10 protein-coding genes and 2 pseudogenes are annotated in these 17,491 nt (G+C 62.8%); 10 read left to right on the forward strand and 2 right to left on the reverse strand.

Features of this window, described 5'->3' with window-relative positions; all coding sequences use genetic code 11:
* Positions 1–675: 675 nt before the first annotated feature.
* Positions 676–975: a hypothetical protein gene (locus ACVW17_RS16995; RefSeq protein ID WP_456797655.1), complete on the reverse strand. Its 300-nt coding sequence runs from the start codon at positions 973–975 to the stop codon at positions 676–678.
* Positions 976–1,812: 837 nt separating this feature from the next.
* Between ACVW17_RS16995 and ACVW17_RS17000 the strand changes: the two genes are divergently transcribed.
* The 3 genes from ACVW17_RS17000 (at position 1,813) to ACVW17_RS17010 (ending at position 3,398) form a co-directional block, all read left to right on the forward strand.
* Complete coding sequence (locus tag ACVW17_RS17000; RefSeq protein WP_456798981.1) at positions 1,813–2,205, forward strand: hypothetical protein; 393 nt, start codon at positions 1,813–1,815, stop codon at positions 2,203–2,205.
* A complete protein-coding gene (locus tag ACVW17_RS17005) occupies positions 2,177–2,476 on the forward strand; it encodes a glycine cleavage T C-terminal barrel domain-containing protein (protein WP_456798982.1) in 300 nt (99 codons plus the stop codon). The genes ACVW17_RS17000 and ACVW17_RS17005 overlap by 29 nt, the downstream gene beginning before the upstream one ends.
* A 601-nt stretch (positions 2,477–3,077) precedes the next feature.
* On the forward strand, positions 3,078–3,398 hold the full coding sequence (locus ACVW17_RS17010) for a DUF736 domain-containing protein (protein WP_456797656.1): 321 nt from the start codon (positions 3,078–3,080) through the stop codon (positions 3,396–3,398).
* Between the two features lie 322 nt (positions 3,399–3,720).
* On the opposite strand, the pseudogene ACVW17_RS17015 reads toward ACVW17_RS17010, so the two are convergent.
* Positions 3,721–4,012 (reverse strand): annotated as a pseudogene (locus ACVW17_RS17015) (hypothetical protein).
* A 231-nt stretch (positions 4,013–4,243) separates the two neighbouring features.
* Between ACVW17_RS17015 and ACVW17_RS17020 the strand changes: the two are divergent.
* The 7 genes and pseudogenes from ACVW17_RS17020 to ACVW17_RS17050 all read left to right on the forward strand — a co-directional run bounded on the left by ACVW17_RS17020 (position 4,244) and on the right by ACVW17_RS17050 (position 17,484).
* Positions 4,244–5,776, forward strand: coding sequence for a Fic family protein (locus ACVW17_RS17020; protein WP_456798983.1), 1,533 nt, complete (start codon positions 4,244–4,246; stop codon positions 5,774–5,776).
* Positions 5,777–6,054: 278 nt separating this feature from the next.
* A complete protein-coding gene (locus tag ACVW17_RS17025) occupies positions 6,055–7,248 on the forward strand; it encodes a DUF932 domain-containing protein (RefSeq protein WP_456797657.1) in 1,194 nt (397 codons plus the stop codon).
* Positions 7,249–7,621: 373 nt separating this feature from the next.
* On the forward strand, positions 7,622–9,748 hold the full coding sequence (locus tag ACVW17_RS17030) for a ParB/RepB/Spo0J family partition protein (RefSeq protein WP_456797658.1): 2,127 nt from the start codon (positions 7,622–7,624) through the stop codon (positions 9,746–9,748).
* A gap of 483 nt (positions 9,749–10,231) precedes the next feature.
* The gene (locus ACVW17_RS17035; protein ID WP_456797659.1) at positions 10,232–14,557 is read left to right on the forward strand and encodes a strawberry notch-like NTP hydrolase domain-containing protein; all 4,326 of its coding nucleotides are present in this window, start codon (positions 10,232–10,234) and stop codon (positions 14,555–14,557) included.
* Positions 14,557–15,618 carry a DUF7146 domain-containing protein gene (locus ACVW17_RS17040; protein WP_456797660.1) on the forward strand — a complete coding sequence of 354 codons (1,062 nt, stop codon included), beginning with the start codon at positions 14,557–14,559 and terminating at the stop codon, positions 15,616–15,618. The genes ACVW17_RS17035 and ACVW17_RS17040 overlap by 1 nt, the downstream gene beginning before the upstream one ends.
* A gap of 375 nt (positions 15,619–15,993) precedes the next feature.
* Positions 15,994–16,912, forward strand: a pseudogene (locus tag ACVW17_RS17045) (DUF2493 domain-containing protein).
* Positions 16,913–17,052: 140 nt separating this feature from the next.
* Positions 17,053–17,484: a hypothetical protein gene (locus ACVW17_RS17050; RefSeq protein ID WP_456797661.1), complete on the forward strand. Its 432-nt coding sequence runs from the start codon at positions 17,053–17,055 to the stop codon at positions 17,482–17,484.
* Positions 17,485–17,491: the final 7 nt, after the last annotated feature.

Consider the following 17,491-nt stretch of genomic DNA (forward strand, 5'->3'; position numbering starts at 1 on the left):
GCGGATCAGCAGATACCTGGATCGTATTGGTGGCCTACGAGGCTCATCTCACTCCGTCACATCCGAGCTGCACCCTCGGCAAGTCCGTCCTTGGCGGCGGCTAAGGAAAATGCGCGCGGGCGGCTTGGGGGACCACCCGCGCTAGTCTGGGAGGAGGCTTGGCCGTCTCCGGGGGCTCGAACGTATGAGAAGCCAAGTCCAGACTCCTCCCAGCAACATGCATGCCACGCAGTCACGTGCGCAGCCCTTTCGCGAGTAAAGCATGAGCTCGTGAAGCGCGGGTCCAGGAACGGGACCAACAAAGCGTGCAGGCAGCGGGAAGATGCCGCCCGCGGGAGGTGCGCGACGAGCCGGCTTGGGGCGAATTGAGCAATCAAGCCATGCGCGGAGGGCAATCAGCGTGCCAGACAAGGATAGGTCGATGAGAAAAACGTGCCTTCTTTCAGCGAGGTCAGCGACCGCTTGGACAGCTTCCAGACATGTATGTCAGTAAGACGACGCGGTCGTACGAGATCCAAGCGTAAGACGCATCTCGTTACCCGACAGGCCAGTGACAAGATCAGGGAGTTGCGATCGACGCGCGTGCTCGTCGTTTGCAGTCGGAAAATGACGCTATGCGAGCTGAACCTCCGGCCGCAGAGCGCGACCGAAGGTTTATCCGGACAGGGCCTCGCGTCAGTGTCGCTTGCCGCTTGTTGGCGTGTTGCTGGTCGGGGAGTTATTGGGCGTGTCCTCGTCCTGCGGATTGCCGCCGGCTGCGCTCTTTGCGCCCTTGGTCGACTTCCTGCCCATCCTTAGGCCCGAGGCCCTGAGCTTTGGAGACGGGTCCTCATCATCGCTCATGTCGCTCTGTAGGCTCGTACCTTGCACGCCTTTGCGAGCCTTGGCGTCGGCGGCGAGGCTTTGCGCAATGATAGGGTACGCAAGGAAAGCCGAGATGCCGCCCGCGATTACGATGGTCTTCACCAGTTTCATCCATGTCTCCTTGTTCGACTTGCTTGCGACAGAACGGTCTTGGCTTAATGCCGCCACCCGCCGGCGCCGTTCGGGTCGCGTTCAAGTACGAACGGTGCGACTTCACATAATCTCTCTCCTATGTGGTCATCGTTTAGGAGATTTGGGGTGGATTCGGGAAGTGACCATCTTAAGTGTGGCGGCACACATCCTGCCGATCTTGCGCTATTGAAGGATTGTAGCGGAAGCGTTGCACGGCTGATAAATTGCGGCCAGCCCAATCATCCGTAGAAGTCCACGCTGCCATCTCGACACTAAGCGTTTCGCATGAGACGGCAGCGAGACGTGTGATCCCGCGATCGCTTTACCTCCGAGATTCGAGGGAAGTCTTGGGCTTGTTCTTCGCGCTGGCTGGATGCAGATCCAGGAAAGGGCCGCGGCTGAAACCGCGTTTCATGCTCTTTCGTGCATCCATTGAGAAACATTCACGGTCCGCCAGTGTTCGATGATGCCTGCTTTGTCATTTGGCTGCTGCCACATCCGGTCCCGATGCGTCGCGTCTCTCAAGCTTACCGAAAGGCTCGCGAGCAGATTCCAGGCTACACCCTGACGTGGCGTGAGGTTCAAGCGGTTTTTGCAATTTGAGCTATCGGACCGAAGCCGCGGTCGGCGGCGCTTTCCAAGGTCATTCCGCTATCACCGTCTCGTCCCGGCAGAGGATTCCGTCCGCAGCCGCGCCTTGAATTATTCATTTGTTCGTAGGGACGTGACGTCCCCGACGATACGAGAGCTCTGCCGGCCGAACCGACAGATGCGGATCTTTCCAATTCAGCATTTCCATTCGCAACATCGCCGGTCATTGACCTCGGCTATGCAAAGGTCAGAGCAAGTCGTATTAGCTATGTCGGCGAGTTGGGCTGGGAGCTCTATATTCCGACCGAATTCGTTCAAGGCGCGTACGATTTGCTGGTGGAGGAGGGCGCGGCTTTCGACATGCGCTCGGCCGGGTACCATGCGTTGAACTCTCTACGAATGGAGAAGGGCTATCGTCATTGGGGCAATGACATCACGGACGATGATACTCCATTGGAGTGCGGACTCGGCTTTGCCGTGGCGTGGTCAAAACCAGACGAATTCATTGGGCGAGATGCGTTGGAGCGTCAGAAGAAGGCGGGACCAAAGCGGAGAATGGTCCATGTCGCGCTGAGCACCTGCCATGTTGATGTATCACAACGAGCCGATTTGGTGTGATGGTCAGCTATTCGGCCGCGTCCCGTCCGGCATGTTCGGACACACAATCGGAACCTGCTCGGGGCTTGGGTATATAAATAATCCAGACGGTACGGTTGACGCCTCCTTTCGCGAGAACGCTAGGTTCGAAGTCGAGGTCGCCGGCGTTCGCGTATCCGCACGCGCATCCCTGCGTTCCTTTAACGATCCCCACCACCATCGAGTAAGGGACGTCAACGAAATGCGCTTGACTGTTCTTGCTCGCGGAGGCCCGCCTGTTAGAGTCGGCTAGGCTGGTGAAGCAACCGCCTCAACCGTTCTTGCGGCCGCCGCGCGCGGGGGTGATCCTTCGTCAGCTTTCTCGTCGAACAGGTTCGCGTAGATCGCGATATTGAATGCGGGTCAAGGTGACTGGAGCGAGAGGTAATCGCGCCTTCGTCGGTGTGTTTCGACCAGGCGGCGCCGATCTCGGCCCGGCCCACCAGTAGCGGTGGTGTGCGGCGTGTTCTCGATGTTCTTTATGGACGATACCGCCCTTTGCGGCAGAATGTTTCTTTCTCTTCGTTGAATCGTTCCAACATCTTGTGCAGCCCAACCGAGATTCGCCAGTCTTCTCCTTGCGATTGCGGTTCAGCACGCGGACGCACGTGGCCTCCTTGATGGCTTGATCTGGCCGAAGACCGGCTTCGCCTCGATCGTCTGAGCCGCAACGCCGTTGAGGCGACTTTCTTCCCCTGGGCTAAAGCCCATTCCTCGCGAGGCAAGAAAGTCGCCACAACGGCGTCCTCCGCTGCGCTCCGGCCCGAGCGGGTGCGTCGCCGATCGTCCCCGGCCTTCAGATCGCCATCGAGGCCGCGGTGGTCGCGGGCTCGAAACACAACAGGAGAAGTGACATGGCTAACATCGGTTCCTTCAAGAAAGTCGGCAACGATTTCCAGGGCGAGATCGTCACCCTGAGTCTGCAAGCCAGGGGCGTCCGTATCGTCGCCGAGACCAACCGCTCCAACGACAACGCCCCCAGCCACCGCATCTATGTGGGCCGGGCCGAGATCGGGGCTGCCTGGTCGAAGCGCTCCGAAGAGGGCCGCGATTACCTCTCGCTCAAGCTCGACGATCCCTCCTTCACCGCACCGATCTACGCGAACCTGTTCGACGACGAAGGCGGTGAAGGCTACACCCTGCTCTGGTCGCGGCCGCGCAAGAACGGCGAGTGAGACGGGATCCCTTCAGAGCCCCGCCCGGTCTCGGGCGGGGTTCTTTTCTATGCACGAGCCAGCACGAATCCGTTCGGCGCTGAATGGGCCACTCGCATGCACTGCGCGATCTGGCGCGACGCATTCGCGTCTGGGCGAGCGCAGGCTTCGGGCGCGTATGAGTACCGTGCATCCGATAAGGCTCGTCGGCGGCGGAGGACTGACGATGAAGGCACAGGGCGCGTATGATGACGCCAACATATTCGAAGAGAATGATCTCCGCGCCGCGAACGCGATTGCTCCTCGCCAGTCCGATACGACGTGCGGCCGCAGCACCTCGAAATCAGCCATGACGTGAAGCTCCGGGCTTGCGTTTGAGATGGACATGCTTGGGCAGTTCGGCGCTGGCCAGTGCCTGTCCAACGCGATCTTGCTGATGTCTGCGATCTGGCTCAGACCGTCGAGTAGACCAAGCGCCTGAAGGACGCCGGCATAGTTGCCAATGCTGCCGCTGGTATCGCCGGCTTCGACTCTTTGCAGGGTCGAGCGGGATGTGAAGGCGCGCTGGCCACGACTGCCATCGGCAGCCGCCGACGCCGGCGGGCGTCGTGGATGTCGGCGCCGAGCTTGCGCATGGCCCGTCGAACGGCGGCGGGGGGATTCGCTCGCGCCCCTACATGGCGCCTCCCAGCTCCAAGCTCCCTGTCCCTGCTCCCGGCGCAGACGCAGTGAAATGTAGATTGTGAAGATTTTTCACGAGATGTGCCTTATGAGAATGTTTTTCGTGGCGTGGGATCTTGATTCGGCCCGAAGGCAAGATTACGAACGAAATTCACGATCGAGAGCGTTTTTCACGGATCGAGCCAATGCAACCAAGTTTTTCAGGTCCCGTGAGCATTTTTCATGATCGGAGGCTGCCAGAGGCCGCAATCCCCGCCGGCTACGCAGCGCTGATTGACGCCTACCAGCTGTCCGTCCCAGTCCCGCGCGTGCTCTCCGCCATCGGAACAAAGCACCGCTTCCTTGAGCACGGGGGATGGCGCATCTACACGCCGCGTCATGCGCCTGCCGCGACGCTTGAGGGACATCTGACTTTCGCGCTCAAGAACGAAGGGCTCGACCTCGCCATCTTGAAGCGGCTTTTTCTCGCCGTGACCGAGGACGAGATTGCGGAGCTTGTGAAGCAGACGCCGACCGGCCTCTACACGCGCCGCATCTGGTTTCTCTATGAATGGCTGTTGGGACGCGAGCTCAATCTGCCCGCGGCGGACAAGGTCTCCTATGTCGATGCCGTCGATACCGAACTGCAGTTTGCGAACTCCGGGCAAAATTCGATACGGCATCGCGTCCGCAACAATCTGCCGGGCACACCCGACTTCTGCCCGCTCGTGTTCAAGACGAGAGCGCTGACGGAATTCGTTGCACAGGACCTCAAGGAGCGCGCCCGCGTCGTGGTGAGCCAGGTCCCGAAAGATCTGCTCGCGCGAGCCGCCGCCTTCCTTCTCCGCAAGGATTCGAAGTCGAGCTACGTCATCGAAGGCGAGAGACCGCCGCAGGATCGCATCCAGCGCTGGGGCAAGGTCATCGGCGAAGCAGGACGGGCACCGCTCGATGAGGCGGAGTTGCTGCGCCTGCAGCGGATCGTCATTGGCGACGAGCGCTTCGTAAAGCTCGGTTTCCGTAGCGAAGGCGGCTTCGTCGGCGAGCATGACCGCGACACCCAAAGACCTATTCCGGACCATATCAGCGCGCGTCACGAGGATATCGCCTCCCTCACGCGCGGATTGATCGCGTTCGATCAGGCGGCGGAAAACGAGCTTGATCCCGTCGTCGCCGCCGCCGTGCTGGCTTTCGGGTTCGTGTATATCCACCCGTTCGAGGACGGCAATGGCCGCATGCACCGATACCTGATGCACCATGTTCTGGCACGGCGCGGATTCAATCCTGCCGGGATCCATTTTCCTGTTTCAGCAGCCATTCTCGACAAGATCGGCGAATACAAGGAGGTGCTGGAAAGCTATTCGAGTAGATTGCTTCCATGCATCGAATGGGAGCAGACCCCACAGGGCAACGTCAAGGTCTTGAACGATACGGCCGACTTCTATCGCTTCTTCGACGCAACGCTGCACGCGGAATTTCTCTACGCATGCGTCCAGAGGACCATCGAACAGGATCTTCCCAACGAAACCCGCTTCTTGCGGAGCTTCGATAGATTCCGCTCGGGCATCGAAAACATGATCGACATGCCGGAGCGGACCCTCAACAACCTCCTTGGATTCTTGCAACAGAATGACGGGCGACTGTCAAAGCGCGCCCGTGACGACGAATTCTCCCAGTTGACACCAGACGAAGTCACGAAGATCGAGCAGCTTTATCAAGCTGCCTTCGATTCCGGTTAGATGTCTTTGCAAGCGTTTGCTGAGTTTATTGCCGTCTCCCTGCGGGACCGGGCTGTCGGCTGGCGCTGAAACCCCGCCTTGTGCCGGGTTTTCACCCTTCGGGCTTCCATCCCTGACGGGAAGCTGCGGCGGGGCTGGATGCCGTGGGTCTTGGTTGGAGTCTTGGCCGCGGGCGTTGGCGACTGACGGTACAGAAGAGGCAGAGGGGAGCGGCCTTGGCCATGACGGGTTGAAGGTCGGAGGAGAGTCTTCCGGCGCCCGTCATGGAGATTGCTCCCATGAATACGCAGATAGTTGATGCCAGCCGCAACGCCAACTGCGGTTACAGAGTGGATGTCAGCCGCGGCGAGCGGGTTGGCCGGGTGTCCTCGGAGTGGTTCTGTCGTCCGGCCGATGAACGTTATCTGTCGCTCGACGACCTGGCCCGTACGGTGCGCGATCGCGCGAACCGCAGCCGCACGCGCGTGGTCGATAGCGCGCTCATCCATGTCGAAGCAAGGAGTGCCGATCCCGAGCGCCTGGCCCTGATGCTGCCCGGCTCGGACAGGCCAGTCGCGCCAACCCACTGGAGCTTCGGCCAGCTTGCAAGCCAGGTTGGCGCTCCGGCCGCCTACCTGCGGCAGCTCCCCGCGGCGCTCGCAGCCATCAACCTGCAATATGGCCTGACCGCCAATCGGGTCGAGCAGATCAAGACGCTCGAGACCGAGGATAAGCGGATTGAGCTTCGTGCCGTCACCGGTCCCGACTATGGCCGGATCTACGACCACGAGCTGGTTGAGGCCGTACAGCGCATCGCTGGCAATGGCACAGGCGATACGCGGTGGAAGGTCCCTGGTGTGCTCGACTGGTCAAGTGGCATCTACAATCCCCGCGTCGACATTTCCAAGGACACGACGACCCTCTATGCATCCGACAGGGACGTTTTCCTGTTTCTGGTCGATGACCTGAACCCGATCGAAGCCGGTCGTCTCAAGGACGGCTCGCCCGACCTCTATTTCCGGGGCTTCTATTGCTGGAACTCGGAAGTCGGCGCGAAGACGCTCGGCATGGCGAGCTTCTATCTTCGTGCGGTTTGTCAAAATCGCAATCTGTGGGGCGTGGAAGATTTCGAGGAGATGACCATTCGTCATTCCAAATACGCAGCCTCCCGCTTTGCTCACGAGGCAGCCCCCGCACTGCTAGGCTTCGCCAACTCCTCACCCATGCCGTTCGTCAACGGCATCAAGGCCGCCCGCGAGCGGATCGTGGCACGCAGCGACGAAGATCGCACCGAGTTTCTGCGCCGCCGCGGCTTCTCCAAGGCCGAGGCAGGCAAGGTGATCGACGCGGTGCTGGTGGAGGAAGGCCGCCCCCCTGAAAGCATCTTCGATTTCGTGCAGGGCATCACCGCGCTCGCGCGCGACAAGCCGCATCAGGATGTCCGCCTGGATATGGAAGCCAAGGCCAAGAAGTTGCTTGACCGCGTGGCGTAACTTCGGCCGAGCCGGAGATTGCGCTTTCCGGCTTGGCCCGTCTGCGCTTGGTCGGTTCGCGAGTTCGCGCGCTGCCCTCTCGCGGAAACGGTCATGTCCGTCGCGGGCGACGATCCGCGGCGGGGCTTGGGCGGTAGCGCGGTCGCCCACGTCTCAGCCCAAACTGGGTGACGGTCCCGCCGGTCATCGATGGCATCCGGGATCGAGACCCACGAAGATCCGAGGGCGCGATCCAGTTTTCCGACAGCGCGGCGGCCGCCAATCATCGCCATCGTTCGTTGGAAAAGCGAGAGCGAGAGGAGGGCAGGCCTGTTCGCGAACGGGTTGGAGGCCGAGAGAGAGGCTCCCGGCCGCCCGTTCCGGAGAAACTGACATGGCAAAGGCCGTTCAGAAGATCAAGCTGTCGCCGTCGCGCGACATTCCCTTCAGCAAACTCGTCTTGAGTCAGAACAATGTACGGCGCCTCAAGGCCGGCATCTCGATCGAGGATCTTGCCGAGGACATCGCTCGGCGCTCCCTGCTGCAAAGTCTCAACGTCAGGCCAGTGCTCGACGGCGAAGGCCAGGAAACCGGCATGTTCGAGGTGCCGGCCGGCGGCCGCCGTTATCGCGCGCTCGAGCTTTTGGTAACGCAGAAGCGTCTGGCGAAGACCGCGCCAGTGCCCTGCATCGTCAGTGAGATGGGTAGCGAGATCAGCGCGGAAGAGGACTCGCTCGCCGAGAACGTGCACCGCGTCGCGCTTCATCCCCTCGACCAGTTTCGGGCATTCCACACCCTACTTGAGCAAGGGCGGTCCGAGGAGGATATCGCCGCCATCTTCTTCGTATCGGTCAACGTGGTGAAGCAGCGGCTGCGGCTTGCGGCGGTTTGCCCGAAGCTGCTCGACGTTTACGCCGACGAGGGTATGTCGCTCGAACAGCTGATGGCGTTCTCCGTTACCGACGACCACGACCGACAGGAACAGGTCTGGGAGAACGTCAGCAAGTCGGGCTACCACGAGCCATATCAGATCAGGCGTCTTCTGACCGAGCGCGCGGTGCGGGGATCCGACAAGCGCGTCCGATTTGTCGGCCTCGCGGCCTATGAAGCGGCCGGCGGCAAGGTGCTGCGTGATCTGTTCGAAGAAGATGGCGGCGGCTGGCTCGAGGATGTTGCTTTGCTGGAGCGTCTCGTGGCTGAGAAGCTGCGGACAGAAGCTGAGACGATCGCCGCCGAAGGCTGGAACTGGATCGAGGTCACCGCCGCCAGCTTTCCCTATGGCCATGACCACGGTCTCCGTCGGCTCGACGCAGATCCGGCGGCTCTCACCGCCGAGCAGCAGGCGCGCTTCGATGCTCTCCAGGCGGAATACGACGCGCTTCAGACGAGATTTGAAGGCGCTGACGAGCTGCCCGACGAGGTCGACGCCCGGCTCGGCGAACTCGAGCAGGCGCTCGAAGCGTTCAACGACCGGCCCGGCGCCTTCGAGCCGGACCAGATAGCCAGGGCCGGCGTCTTCGTCAGCATCGATGGCGAAGGGCGACTTTCCATCGATCGGGGCTATGTCCGGCCGGAGGACGAAGTGTCTGTGGCCGACGATGGCGAGCGAGGCATCGATGCATCCTTGACCCAAGGGCGGGAGCCCGGCGCTTTCGTCCAGCCTACGACGATTTCGCTCGCCGGTGCATCGAGCGAGTCGGAGGAGGGCGATGAGGATGTGGCACGGCCATTGCCGGATCGGCTCATCACCGAACTGACGGCCCATCGCACGTTGGCATTGCGGGATGCGCTGGCAGAAAACCCGGCAATCGCGTTCCAGGCGGTGCTGCACAATTTCGTGCTGACGGCCTTTTACCGACACGGATCGTCCGGCACGTGTCTGGAGATCGGACTGCGCACGCCGACCTTTCCCGCTCAAGCCCCCGGGCTCAGGGAAAGCGCGTCTGCCAAGGCCGTTGAGGCCCGGCACGAGTCCTGGAGGGCGCAGCTGCCCAAGAGCGAGAACGACCTGTGGGATGCGCTCACGGTCCTTGACGGTGCCGCACAGGCGTCCCTGTTCGCTCACTGTGCGTCATTTGCGGTCAACGCCGTCCATGAGCCGGCCATCCGTTACAATCAGGGCCGTGTCTTAGCCGACGGCGTCAGCTCTCGTCTCCGCCAGGCCGATGTGCTGGCACGCGCCGTCGGCCTCGACATGGTTCAGTCCGGCTGGAGACCGACAGTCGATAATTATCTCGGCCGCGTCACCAAGCCTCGTATTCTGGAGGCGGTGCGGGAGGCACGAGGTGAATCGTCCGCGCAATTGATCGATCACCTGAAGAAGGTCGACATGGCCAAGGAGGCCGAGCGTCTTCTCGATGGTTCGGGCTGGTTGCCGGAGTTGCTGCGTCTTGTCGACGCCACCGCCGCGCCAACGAAACAGGAGGCGGAGGCTGGCCCGCTCCCCGAATTCCTCGCCAACCAAGGGCAGGAGGACGGGAGCGACGACGACGCCGAACCACAGCTCGATGCCGCCGAATGAAGCCTATCGCGGGACGGCTCCGGCCGTCCCGCACGCCTTCCATCGCAATTCTCACAATTCGCGCCCGGCTTCGTGCCGGGCTTTCGGCTTTCCAATGCGCGGGAATTCATCGCTCAGGACATTGTGTGGCGCTCGCTGACGCTGGAGCATGTATCGGCCGTTTTCTCCTTTGCCTGTTAGCGTATGCGCGCCGATGGTTTTGGCGGCGCGCTCGTTGTGATCTCGGCCAATCAAATCCTCGGCAAGTCCACCAACGATCTCCTCGAGGAGTTCATCGCTCAGGTCACGCCGTGAGGCCGGCGGGTCAGCCCACGCCGTGCCGGCGGTGCATTCGCCTTGTTCGCCCGGCCGAGGGTTGTGGGCGAACCGTGAGGGGCGGCCGGGTCATGAGAGGCAGAGAGCGGCCGGATGGGTTTGAGCCGGCACGGTCCAGAGAGAGCGCCAGCCGGCTCGCCCCATTCCCGCTCTCCGAAAGACACTGACATGACCGAATCTCTCGCCGGCGGCGTCGCCGCCGCGCCGCTCTCGATGCGTGCCGCTGCAAGTCTCACCTCCGCTGCCCTTCGCGCCGCACAGAATCTCCTGTCCGAGCTCGAACGCGGCCGTCGCATCGATGCCGCCGTCCTGCGCAGCGCCATGGAGGCGGCGTTCGCCGGCTCGGACGCGGCCGGCGCCTGGAACTGGAAGACCGCCTATGACGCCTGCGAGGCGGCGACCGTTCTGTTCCTGCGCAAGTTCGGCCCGGCCATGCGCGCCAGGGCCGGCTCGACGGCCGCCATGCTGCCGATGCTCGCGAGGATCGCGAGCTGTCTGCCGACCCACACGCGGCGTTCCGAGCATAGCCAGGCACTCCAACAATTCTCGACGCCGATTTCGCTCGGCCTTGTTGCATCTACGGCGGCGGGCGTGACGCCCGCCGATCGCGTTCTCGAGCCCTCCGCGGGGACGGGCTTGCTCGCTATCTTTGCCGAGCTTTCGGGCGGCGCCTTGGTGTTGAACGAGTTGGCCGAGGCGCGCGCCACATTGCTCGATCATCTCTTCGCCAACCTTGAAGTCACTCGCTTCGACGCCGCCCAAATCGATGACCATCTCGATGCGAGCGTCGCCCCGAGCGTCGTCTTGATGAACCCGCCGTTCTCGGCGGTGGCGAATGTCGAACGACCGATGCCAGATGCGGCCCTCCGGCACATCACCTCGGCCTTGGCACGCCTTTGCGATGGCGGGCGTCTTGTCGCGATCGTTGGCGCGAGCCTCGCGCCGGAGAATCCGGCATGGACGGAAGCCTTTGTTCGTCTCCAGGAACGCGGGCGGGTGGCATTTTCTGCCGCCATTGACGGCGCCGTGTACGCCAGGCACGGAACACAAACGGACACAAGGCTGCTTGTGATCGACAAGCTGCCGGCGGCTGATCCGAAGGTCTTTCCAGCTTCCTTGGGCATGGCGAGCCATGTCGGGACCTTGCTTGACTGGGTGACCCAGCATGTGCCTCCGAGGCTGCCCATTGCGACGTCGCTAGCGATCGACCTTGGCCGTTGTCATCCCGCCAAGTCGAAATCGAGCGCCGCCGCTGCACTATGTTCACCGTCAACCTCGGGAAGCGCGGCGTCAGAAGGCCTGGAGCTCGACTACGGGACAGTCGAGTGGTCGCCGCCGGAAGAAGCCCGGCTGACCGATGCCCTTTATGAGACATATGGGTTGCAGTCGATCCTTATTCCCGGATCGTGCCCGCATCCGACCGAACTCGTGCAGTCCGCGGCGATGGCGTCCGTCGCGCCACCGAAGCCGACCTATCGTCCGCATCTGCCGTCGCGTGTGTTGGCAGATGGACTTCTGTCGGACGCCCAGCTCGAGAGCGTCATTTATGCTGGTGAAGCACATACCGAGTTGCTGGCAGGCTTCTGGACGGTCGACGCGACATTTGATGTCGTGGCCGCCGCCTGCGAGGGCGCTCAGAACGCCGTCCGCTTCCGTCGCGGCTGGTTCTTGGGCGATGGCACCGGTGCGGGCAAGGGACGACAGGTCGCCGGGATCCTGCTCGACAATTGGCTCAAGGGCCGTCGCCGTGCGGTGTGGATCAGCAAATCCGACAAGCTGATCGAGGATGCGCAGCGCGACTGGTCAGCGCTCGGCATGGAGCGCCTGCTGGTTACGCCCCTGTCGCGGTTTCGCCAGGGCACGGCGATCCGGCTTTCGGAGGGCATCCTATTTACCACCTATGCCACGCTACGCACCGACGAGCGTGGCGAAAAGCTTTCGCGGGTCAGGCAGATCGTCGAATGGTTGGGCTCCGACTTCGACGGAGTGATCGTCTTCGACGAGAGCCACGCCATGCAGAATGCGGTCGGGGGCAAAGGCGAGCGCGGCGACCAGGCGGCCTCTCAGCAGGGGCGCGCCGGGCTGAGGCTCCAGCACGCCTTGCCGAATGCTCGCGTGGTCTATGTGTCGGCGACGGGCGCCACCACGGTGCACAACCTTGCTTATGCCCAACGCCTCGGCCTTTGGGGCGGCGCCGACTTCCCGTTCGGCACCCGCGCCGAGTTTGTCGAGGCGATCGAGGAGGGTGGGGTGGCGGCGATGGAGGTGCTGGCGCGTGATCTTAAAGCGCTCGGTCTCTACGCCGCCCGCTCGCTGTCCTATCAGGGCGTCGAGTACGAGCTGGTCGAGCACACGCTGACGCCGGAGCAGGTTCGCATCTACGATGCCTATGCTGCCGCGTTCAGCGTCATTCATAACAATCTCGACGCGGCGATGCGGGCCGCCAACATCACCGGCGAAACCGGAACACTGAACGGGCAGGCCAAATCGGCGGCGCGATCCGCCTTCGAAAGCGCCAAGCAGCGCTTCTTCGGGCATCTGTTGACCTCGATGAAGACCCCTTCGCTGATCCGATCGATCGAGCGCGATCTCGACGCGGGCCATGCCGCCGTGATCCAGATCGTGTCAACGGGCGAAGCGCTGATGGAGCGTCGCCTCGCCGAGATTCCGACCGAGGAGTGGGGCGATGTCCAGGTCGACATCACGCCTCGCGAATATGTGCTCGACTATCTCGCCCATTCCTTCCCGGTTCAGCTTTACGAGCCATTCACCGACTCGGAGGGCAATCTTTGCTCGCGGCCTGTCTATCGCGATGGTCAACCGGTTGAGAGCAGGGATGCCGTCTCCCGCCGCGATCGCTTGATCGAAAAGCTCGCATCGCTACCGCCGGTACCCGGGGCGCTGGATCAGGTCATCCAGCGTTTCGGGACCGAACTTGTCGCAGAAGTGACCGGCCGTTCGCGCCGCATCGTTCGCACGCACGACCGCTTGGTGGTCGAGAGCCGAGCTGGCTCGGCGAACCTCGCGGAGACCACGGCCTTCATGGATGACGTCAAGCGCATCCTCGTGTTCTCCGACGCGGGCGGCACGGGAAGGAGCTACCACGCCGAACTGTCAGCCCGAAATCGACGGTTGCGGGTCCATTACCTGCTCGAGCCCGGCTGGAAGGCCGATGCCGCGATCCAGGGGCTTGGCCGGACCAACCGCACCAATCAGGCGCAGCCGCCGCTGTTCCGTCCCATCGCGACCGACGTGAAGGCCGAAAAACGCTTTCTCAGCACCATTGCCCGTCGGCTCGACACACTGGGCGCCATCACGCGCGGTCAGCGCCAGACCGGAGGGCAGGGCCTGTTCCGGCCAGAGGATAATCTCGAAAGCCAGTACGGGCGTGATGCCTTGCGTCAACTCTATGTCCTGCTCGTGCGAGGCAAGATCGACGGCTGCTCGCTCGCGAGATTTGAGGATGCGACCGGCCTGAAGCTGACTGATGCCAATGGGCTGAGGGACGACCTGCCGCCGATCACGACGTTCCTCAATCGTTTGCTGGCGCTCACCATCGACCTGCAGAACATTCTCTTCACCGCCTTCGATCAGCTTTTGACTGCTCGGATCGAGGGCGCGGTTAGCTCCGGCACCTACGACATTGGACTGGAAACGCTCCGCGCCGAGAGCTTTGTCGTCACCGACCGGCGGACGATCTACGCCCACCCCGGCACTGGTGCCGAGACCCGGCTGCTCACCATCGTCCAGCGCCAGCGCAATCATCCCATCAGTCTCGATGACGCCCTGGCTCGCCGTTCCGACCATTACGCGATCCTGTTGCTCAATGGGCGCTCGGGCCGCGCTGCCGTGCAGCTTCCCGCCCCGAGTCTCATGCTCGACGATGGTGAGATCGAGCGGCGCATCCGCCTGGTACGGCCGATGGAGCAGCACAGCCTCGCCCTCGACATGATTGCGGAAAGCCATTGGGCCGAAGCGGATCGCGAACGCTTTGCCGCCGCCTGGCTGGCGGAACTCGCCGAGGTACCGGAGTTCTCGGAAAGTACGATCCACATCGTGGCGGGCTTGCTACTACCCATCTGGAAGCGGCTGCCGAACGAATCGACCCGCGTCTATCGTCTCCAGACCGATGCGGGCGAACGCATCATCGGCCGCAAGGTCTCCGCCGCCTGGGTCGCGAACGTCCTTGCCGCCGATCCGCCCTCGATGGCGCCGGACGCCGCCTTTGCGGCGCTGATGGAGGGACAGATCGTCCTCGATCTCGCGGACGGGCTCCAGCTTCGCCGTGTTCGGGTGATGGGCGCGGCCCGCATCGAGCTGTCGGGATTCAACGACACCATGCGCGATCGTCTGCGGGCTTATGGGCTCTTTGGCGAGATCATCTCCTGGAAGCTGCGGATGTTCGTGCCCGCGGACGCAAGCGGTGTCGAGATCCTGTCGAAGGTCCTCGACAGCTATCCGGTTGCGCGCATTGGCGGGCGGGAGGCCGCGTGATGCGGCGCGAGCCTTCCGAATTGGCACGCCGCCTCGCGCGCGAGGCCGAGGCGGTATGCAGGCACTATCTCTCTAATGGCAAGCGGGTGGGACGGTATTGGGTGGTCGGCGACGTCCACAACGCGCCGGGGCGTTCGTTGTTCGTACGGCTGCAGCAGTCGTCGAAAGGTCCCGCCGGTAAGTGGACCGATGCCGCGACCGGAGAACATGGTGACCTCCTCGACATCATCCGCGAAAGTCTGGCCTTGCGAGACTTTCGCGAAGTCGCCGAGGAGGCGAGACGCTTTCTGATGCTACCTCGTTCCGAGCGACAACCTGCCCCGGAACTCGTGGATCCAGCAGTGCCGGCCGGATCGCAGGAAGCCGCCCGTCGCCTCTTTGCCATGTCCAGCCCAATCGACGGTACGATGGTCGAAGCTTATTTGCAGCGTCGCGGAATAGCCCGCATCTACCATGGCGACAGTCTGCGCTTCCACCCACGCTGTTATTATCGACCGGACGACCATTTGCCAACCGAAATATGGCCCGCGATGATAGCCTGCGTCACGGATCTCGACGGGCGGATCTCCGGCGTGCATCGCACCTGGCTCGATCCGGACGGCTTCGATCGCGTCCGGCTCGGCAAGGCTCCGATCGACACGCCACGACGGGCCATGGGCGACCTGCTCGGCAACGCCGTGCGTTTCGGCCGGGTGGACGACGTGCTCGCTGCCGGCGAGGGCATCGAGACCATGCTGTCGCTGCGTTACGTACTGCCGACCTTGCCGATGACCGCCGCGTTGTCGGCCAATCACCTGTCGGCCATGTTGCTGCCGTCTGGGCTGCGTCGCCTCTACATCGCCCGCGACGCCGATGCCGCCGGAGATGCCGTACAGGCTATCCTCACCCAGCGCGCGGCAGATGCCGGCGTTGAAGCGATTGCATTGTCGCCTCGGCTGGGCGACTTCAATGAAGATCTGCACATCTTCGGCCGCGAGGCCCTCCAAGCAGCGTTGCGGCTTCAACTCGTACCAGAAGACGTCGACCGCTTCCTCCATTCGCCCACGCCGGCCGCTGAATAAGCCGCTATCCTTCGATGATCGCGATGGCTCGGTCGTAGATTAGGCCGATACCGGAAGAGCACGCGACCACGGCCTTCTAGAGGGCGATCGGACGGCAAGCGGTCCGGGCCGGCAATGGCTGCGTCCGGCTATTTTCCGCCGCGCGCAGGCGATGGGAGGCACGCCAGTGATCCGATGCGCGCGCTTTGCATCGCGAAGCAAAATAGCCGGCCTCCGCCATCCTCCGCTGCCGCTTCGGCCCTCCGCTTCCGCCTACGCCCTGCCGGGCTTCGGCGGACGAGCCGCTTACGGGTGCCGGCCCGTTCCGCCCGCCGTCTGAGTGATCGCCACGAAGGCCGCGATGGGCGCGGCCAATCCGGCAAAGGACCTCTTCCCATGACCGACCACGACGACATCGAACCAGCGCAGTCTCCGACCGACCACGTCCTGAGCGAATTGCAGCTCTTCGGCTATCGTCCCTTCGACGACCAGCCAGATCCCAGACCTCTTCCCGAGGGCAAGATGATCGCCGGCGCCGTTGTCGATCTGTTTGACGCCTTGGTTGCCACTCTGAGCGATACGCGGCTTGAGCCGGACCTCGACGATCTCCTTTGGTCGACTGTCAACCTGTTTCATCGTGCCGTCGACCGCATCGAACGCCAGCTCGACGACAATGAACAAGCGCAGCACAAGAGCCAGCGAGAGCAGAACGGATCGGAGGTGCGATCGGTTGAGCTCGAGCGCCTGACCGGTGAGGGCGCCACGCTGATCGAGCGCCGAAATTGCTTGGAACTCTTCCGCGACCAGGCGATCGAACGATTTGAAGTCCACACCGGTTCATCCTGGCGTCCTCGGTCGGGCTCGCTGGTCAACCACCGCACGCTCACCGCAGCGATGATCGACTCCCGCGACTTCATCGCCGCCAAGCGTCGTTCCGAGACCGAGGTCATGTTGCCGCAGGGAGTGAAGATCGCACTCACCGGCGGGCTCGACTTCAACGACCATCGCCTCATCTGGGATCGCCTCGACAAGGTTCATGCCAAGCATCCCGATATGGTCCTGGTCCATGGCGGCTCGCCCAAAGGGGCCGAACTGATCGCCTCCAAATGGGCGACCACCCGCAAGGTGCCCCAGATCGCTTTCAAGCCCGACTGGACGAAGCACGCCAAGGCGGCACCCTTCAAGCGCAATGACGCCATGCTCGAACTGTTACCGATCGGCGTCATGCACTTTCCGGGTACAGGGATTCAGGACAACCTTGCCGACAAGGCGAAGCGTTTCGGGCATCCCGGTTTGGAGGTTCGGCGGCGCGTGAGCGCCGTCTTCTCGTCTCCAAACCATCAAGGCGGAGTTGTGCGCGCCGCAACTCCGCCTCGTTCAGACCGTATATCCGAAGTTGCGCTGTGGTGGTGGTGGAAGGCGCGACTTGCAAACCATGCAAATGGAGCCGCCACCATGCCCGCCCTTGGGCTTATTCTGAATGCGCTCGGCATCGGCTTGTTCTGCTGGGCGATGTTCGCGCTGGCAGTGCATGCCTTGCCGTTTTTCGTCGCACTCATTTGCGGGATGAGTGCGTTCCATGGAGGCGCCGGCGTCATCGGCGCACTGCTTGTCGGAAGTGCGGCAGGCGCGCTGACACTTACCGCCGGTAAGGCCGCTTTCGCTATTACCCGATCGGTGGCGCTGCGCCTTGTGATCGCGACCATATTCGCCGTTCCAGCTGCCATGGCCGGCTACAATGTGGTGTTCGCCCTGTCCCGAATCGGGGTGCCGTCGCTGGCTTGGCGTGAGGCCTTCGCCTGTCTGGGCGCGTTTTGCGTTGGCGGCACGACGTGGATGCGCTTGACTGTTCTTGCTCGCGGAGGCCCGCCTGTTAAAGTCGGCTAGGCTGGTG

Source organism: Bradyrhizobium sp. USDA 4473 (assembly GCF_054063335.1).

Coding starts and splice junctions, on each gene's coding strand:
- ACVW17_RS16995 (WP_456797655.1), bottom strand. CDS start 975: ATGAAACTGGTGAAGACCATCGTAATCGCGGGCGGCATCTCGGCTTTC.
- ACVW17_RS17005 (WP_456798982.1), top strand. CDS start 2,177: ATGTATCACAACGAGCCGATTTGGTGTGATGGTCAGCTATTCGGCCGC.
- ACVW17_RS17010 (WP_456797656.1), top strand. CDS start 3,078: ATGGCTAACATCGGTTCCTTCAAGAAAGTCGGCAACGATTTCCAGGGC.
- ACVW17_RS17020 (WP_456798983.1), top strand. CDS start 4,244: ATGCAACCAAGTTTTTCAGGTCCCGTGAGCATTTTTCATGATCGGAGG.
- ACVW17_RS17025 (WP_456797657.1), top strand. CDS start 6,055: ATGAATACGCAGATAGTTGATGCCAGCCGCAACGCCAACTGCGGTTAC.
- ACVW17_RS17030 (WP_456797658.1), top strand. CDS start 7,622: ATGGCAAAGGCCGTTCAGAAGATCAAGCTGTCGCCGTCGCGCGACATT.
- ACVW17_RS17035 (WP_456797659.1), top strand. CDS start 10,232: ATGACCGAATCTCTCGCCGGCGGCGTCGCCGCCGCGCCGCTCTCGATG.
- ACVW17_RS17040 (WP_456797660.1), top strand. CDS start 14,557: ATGCGGCGCGAGCCTTCCGAATTGGCACGCCGCCTCGCGCGCGAGGCC.
- ACVW17_RS17050 (WP_456797661.1), top strand. CDS start 17,053: ATGCCCGCCCTTGGGCTTATTCTGAATGCGCTCGGCATCGGCTTGTTC.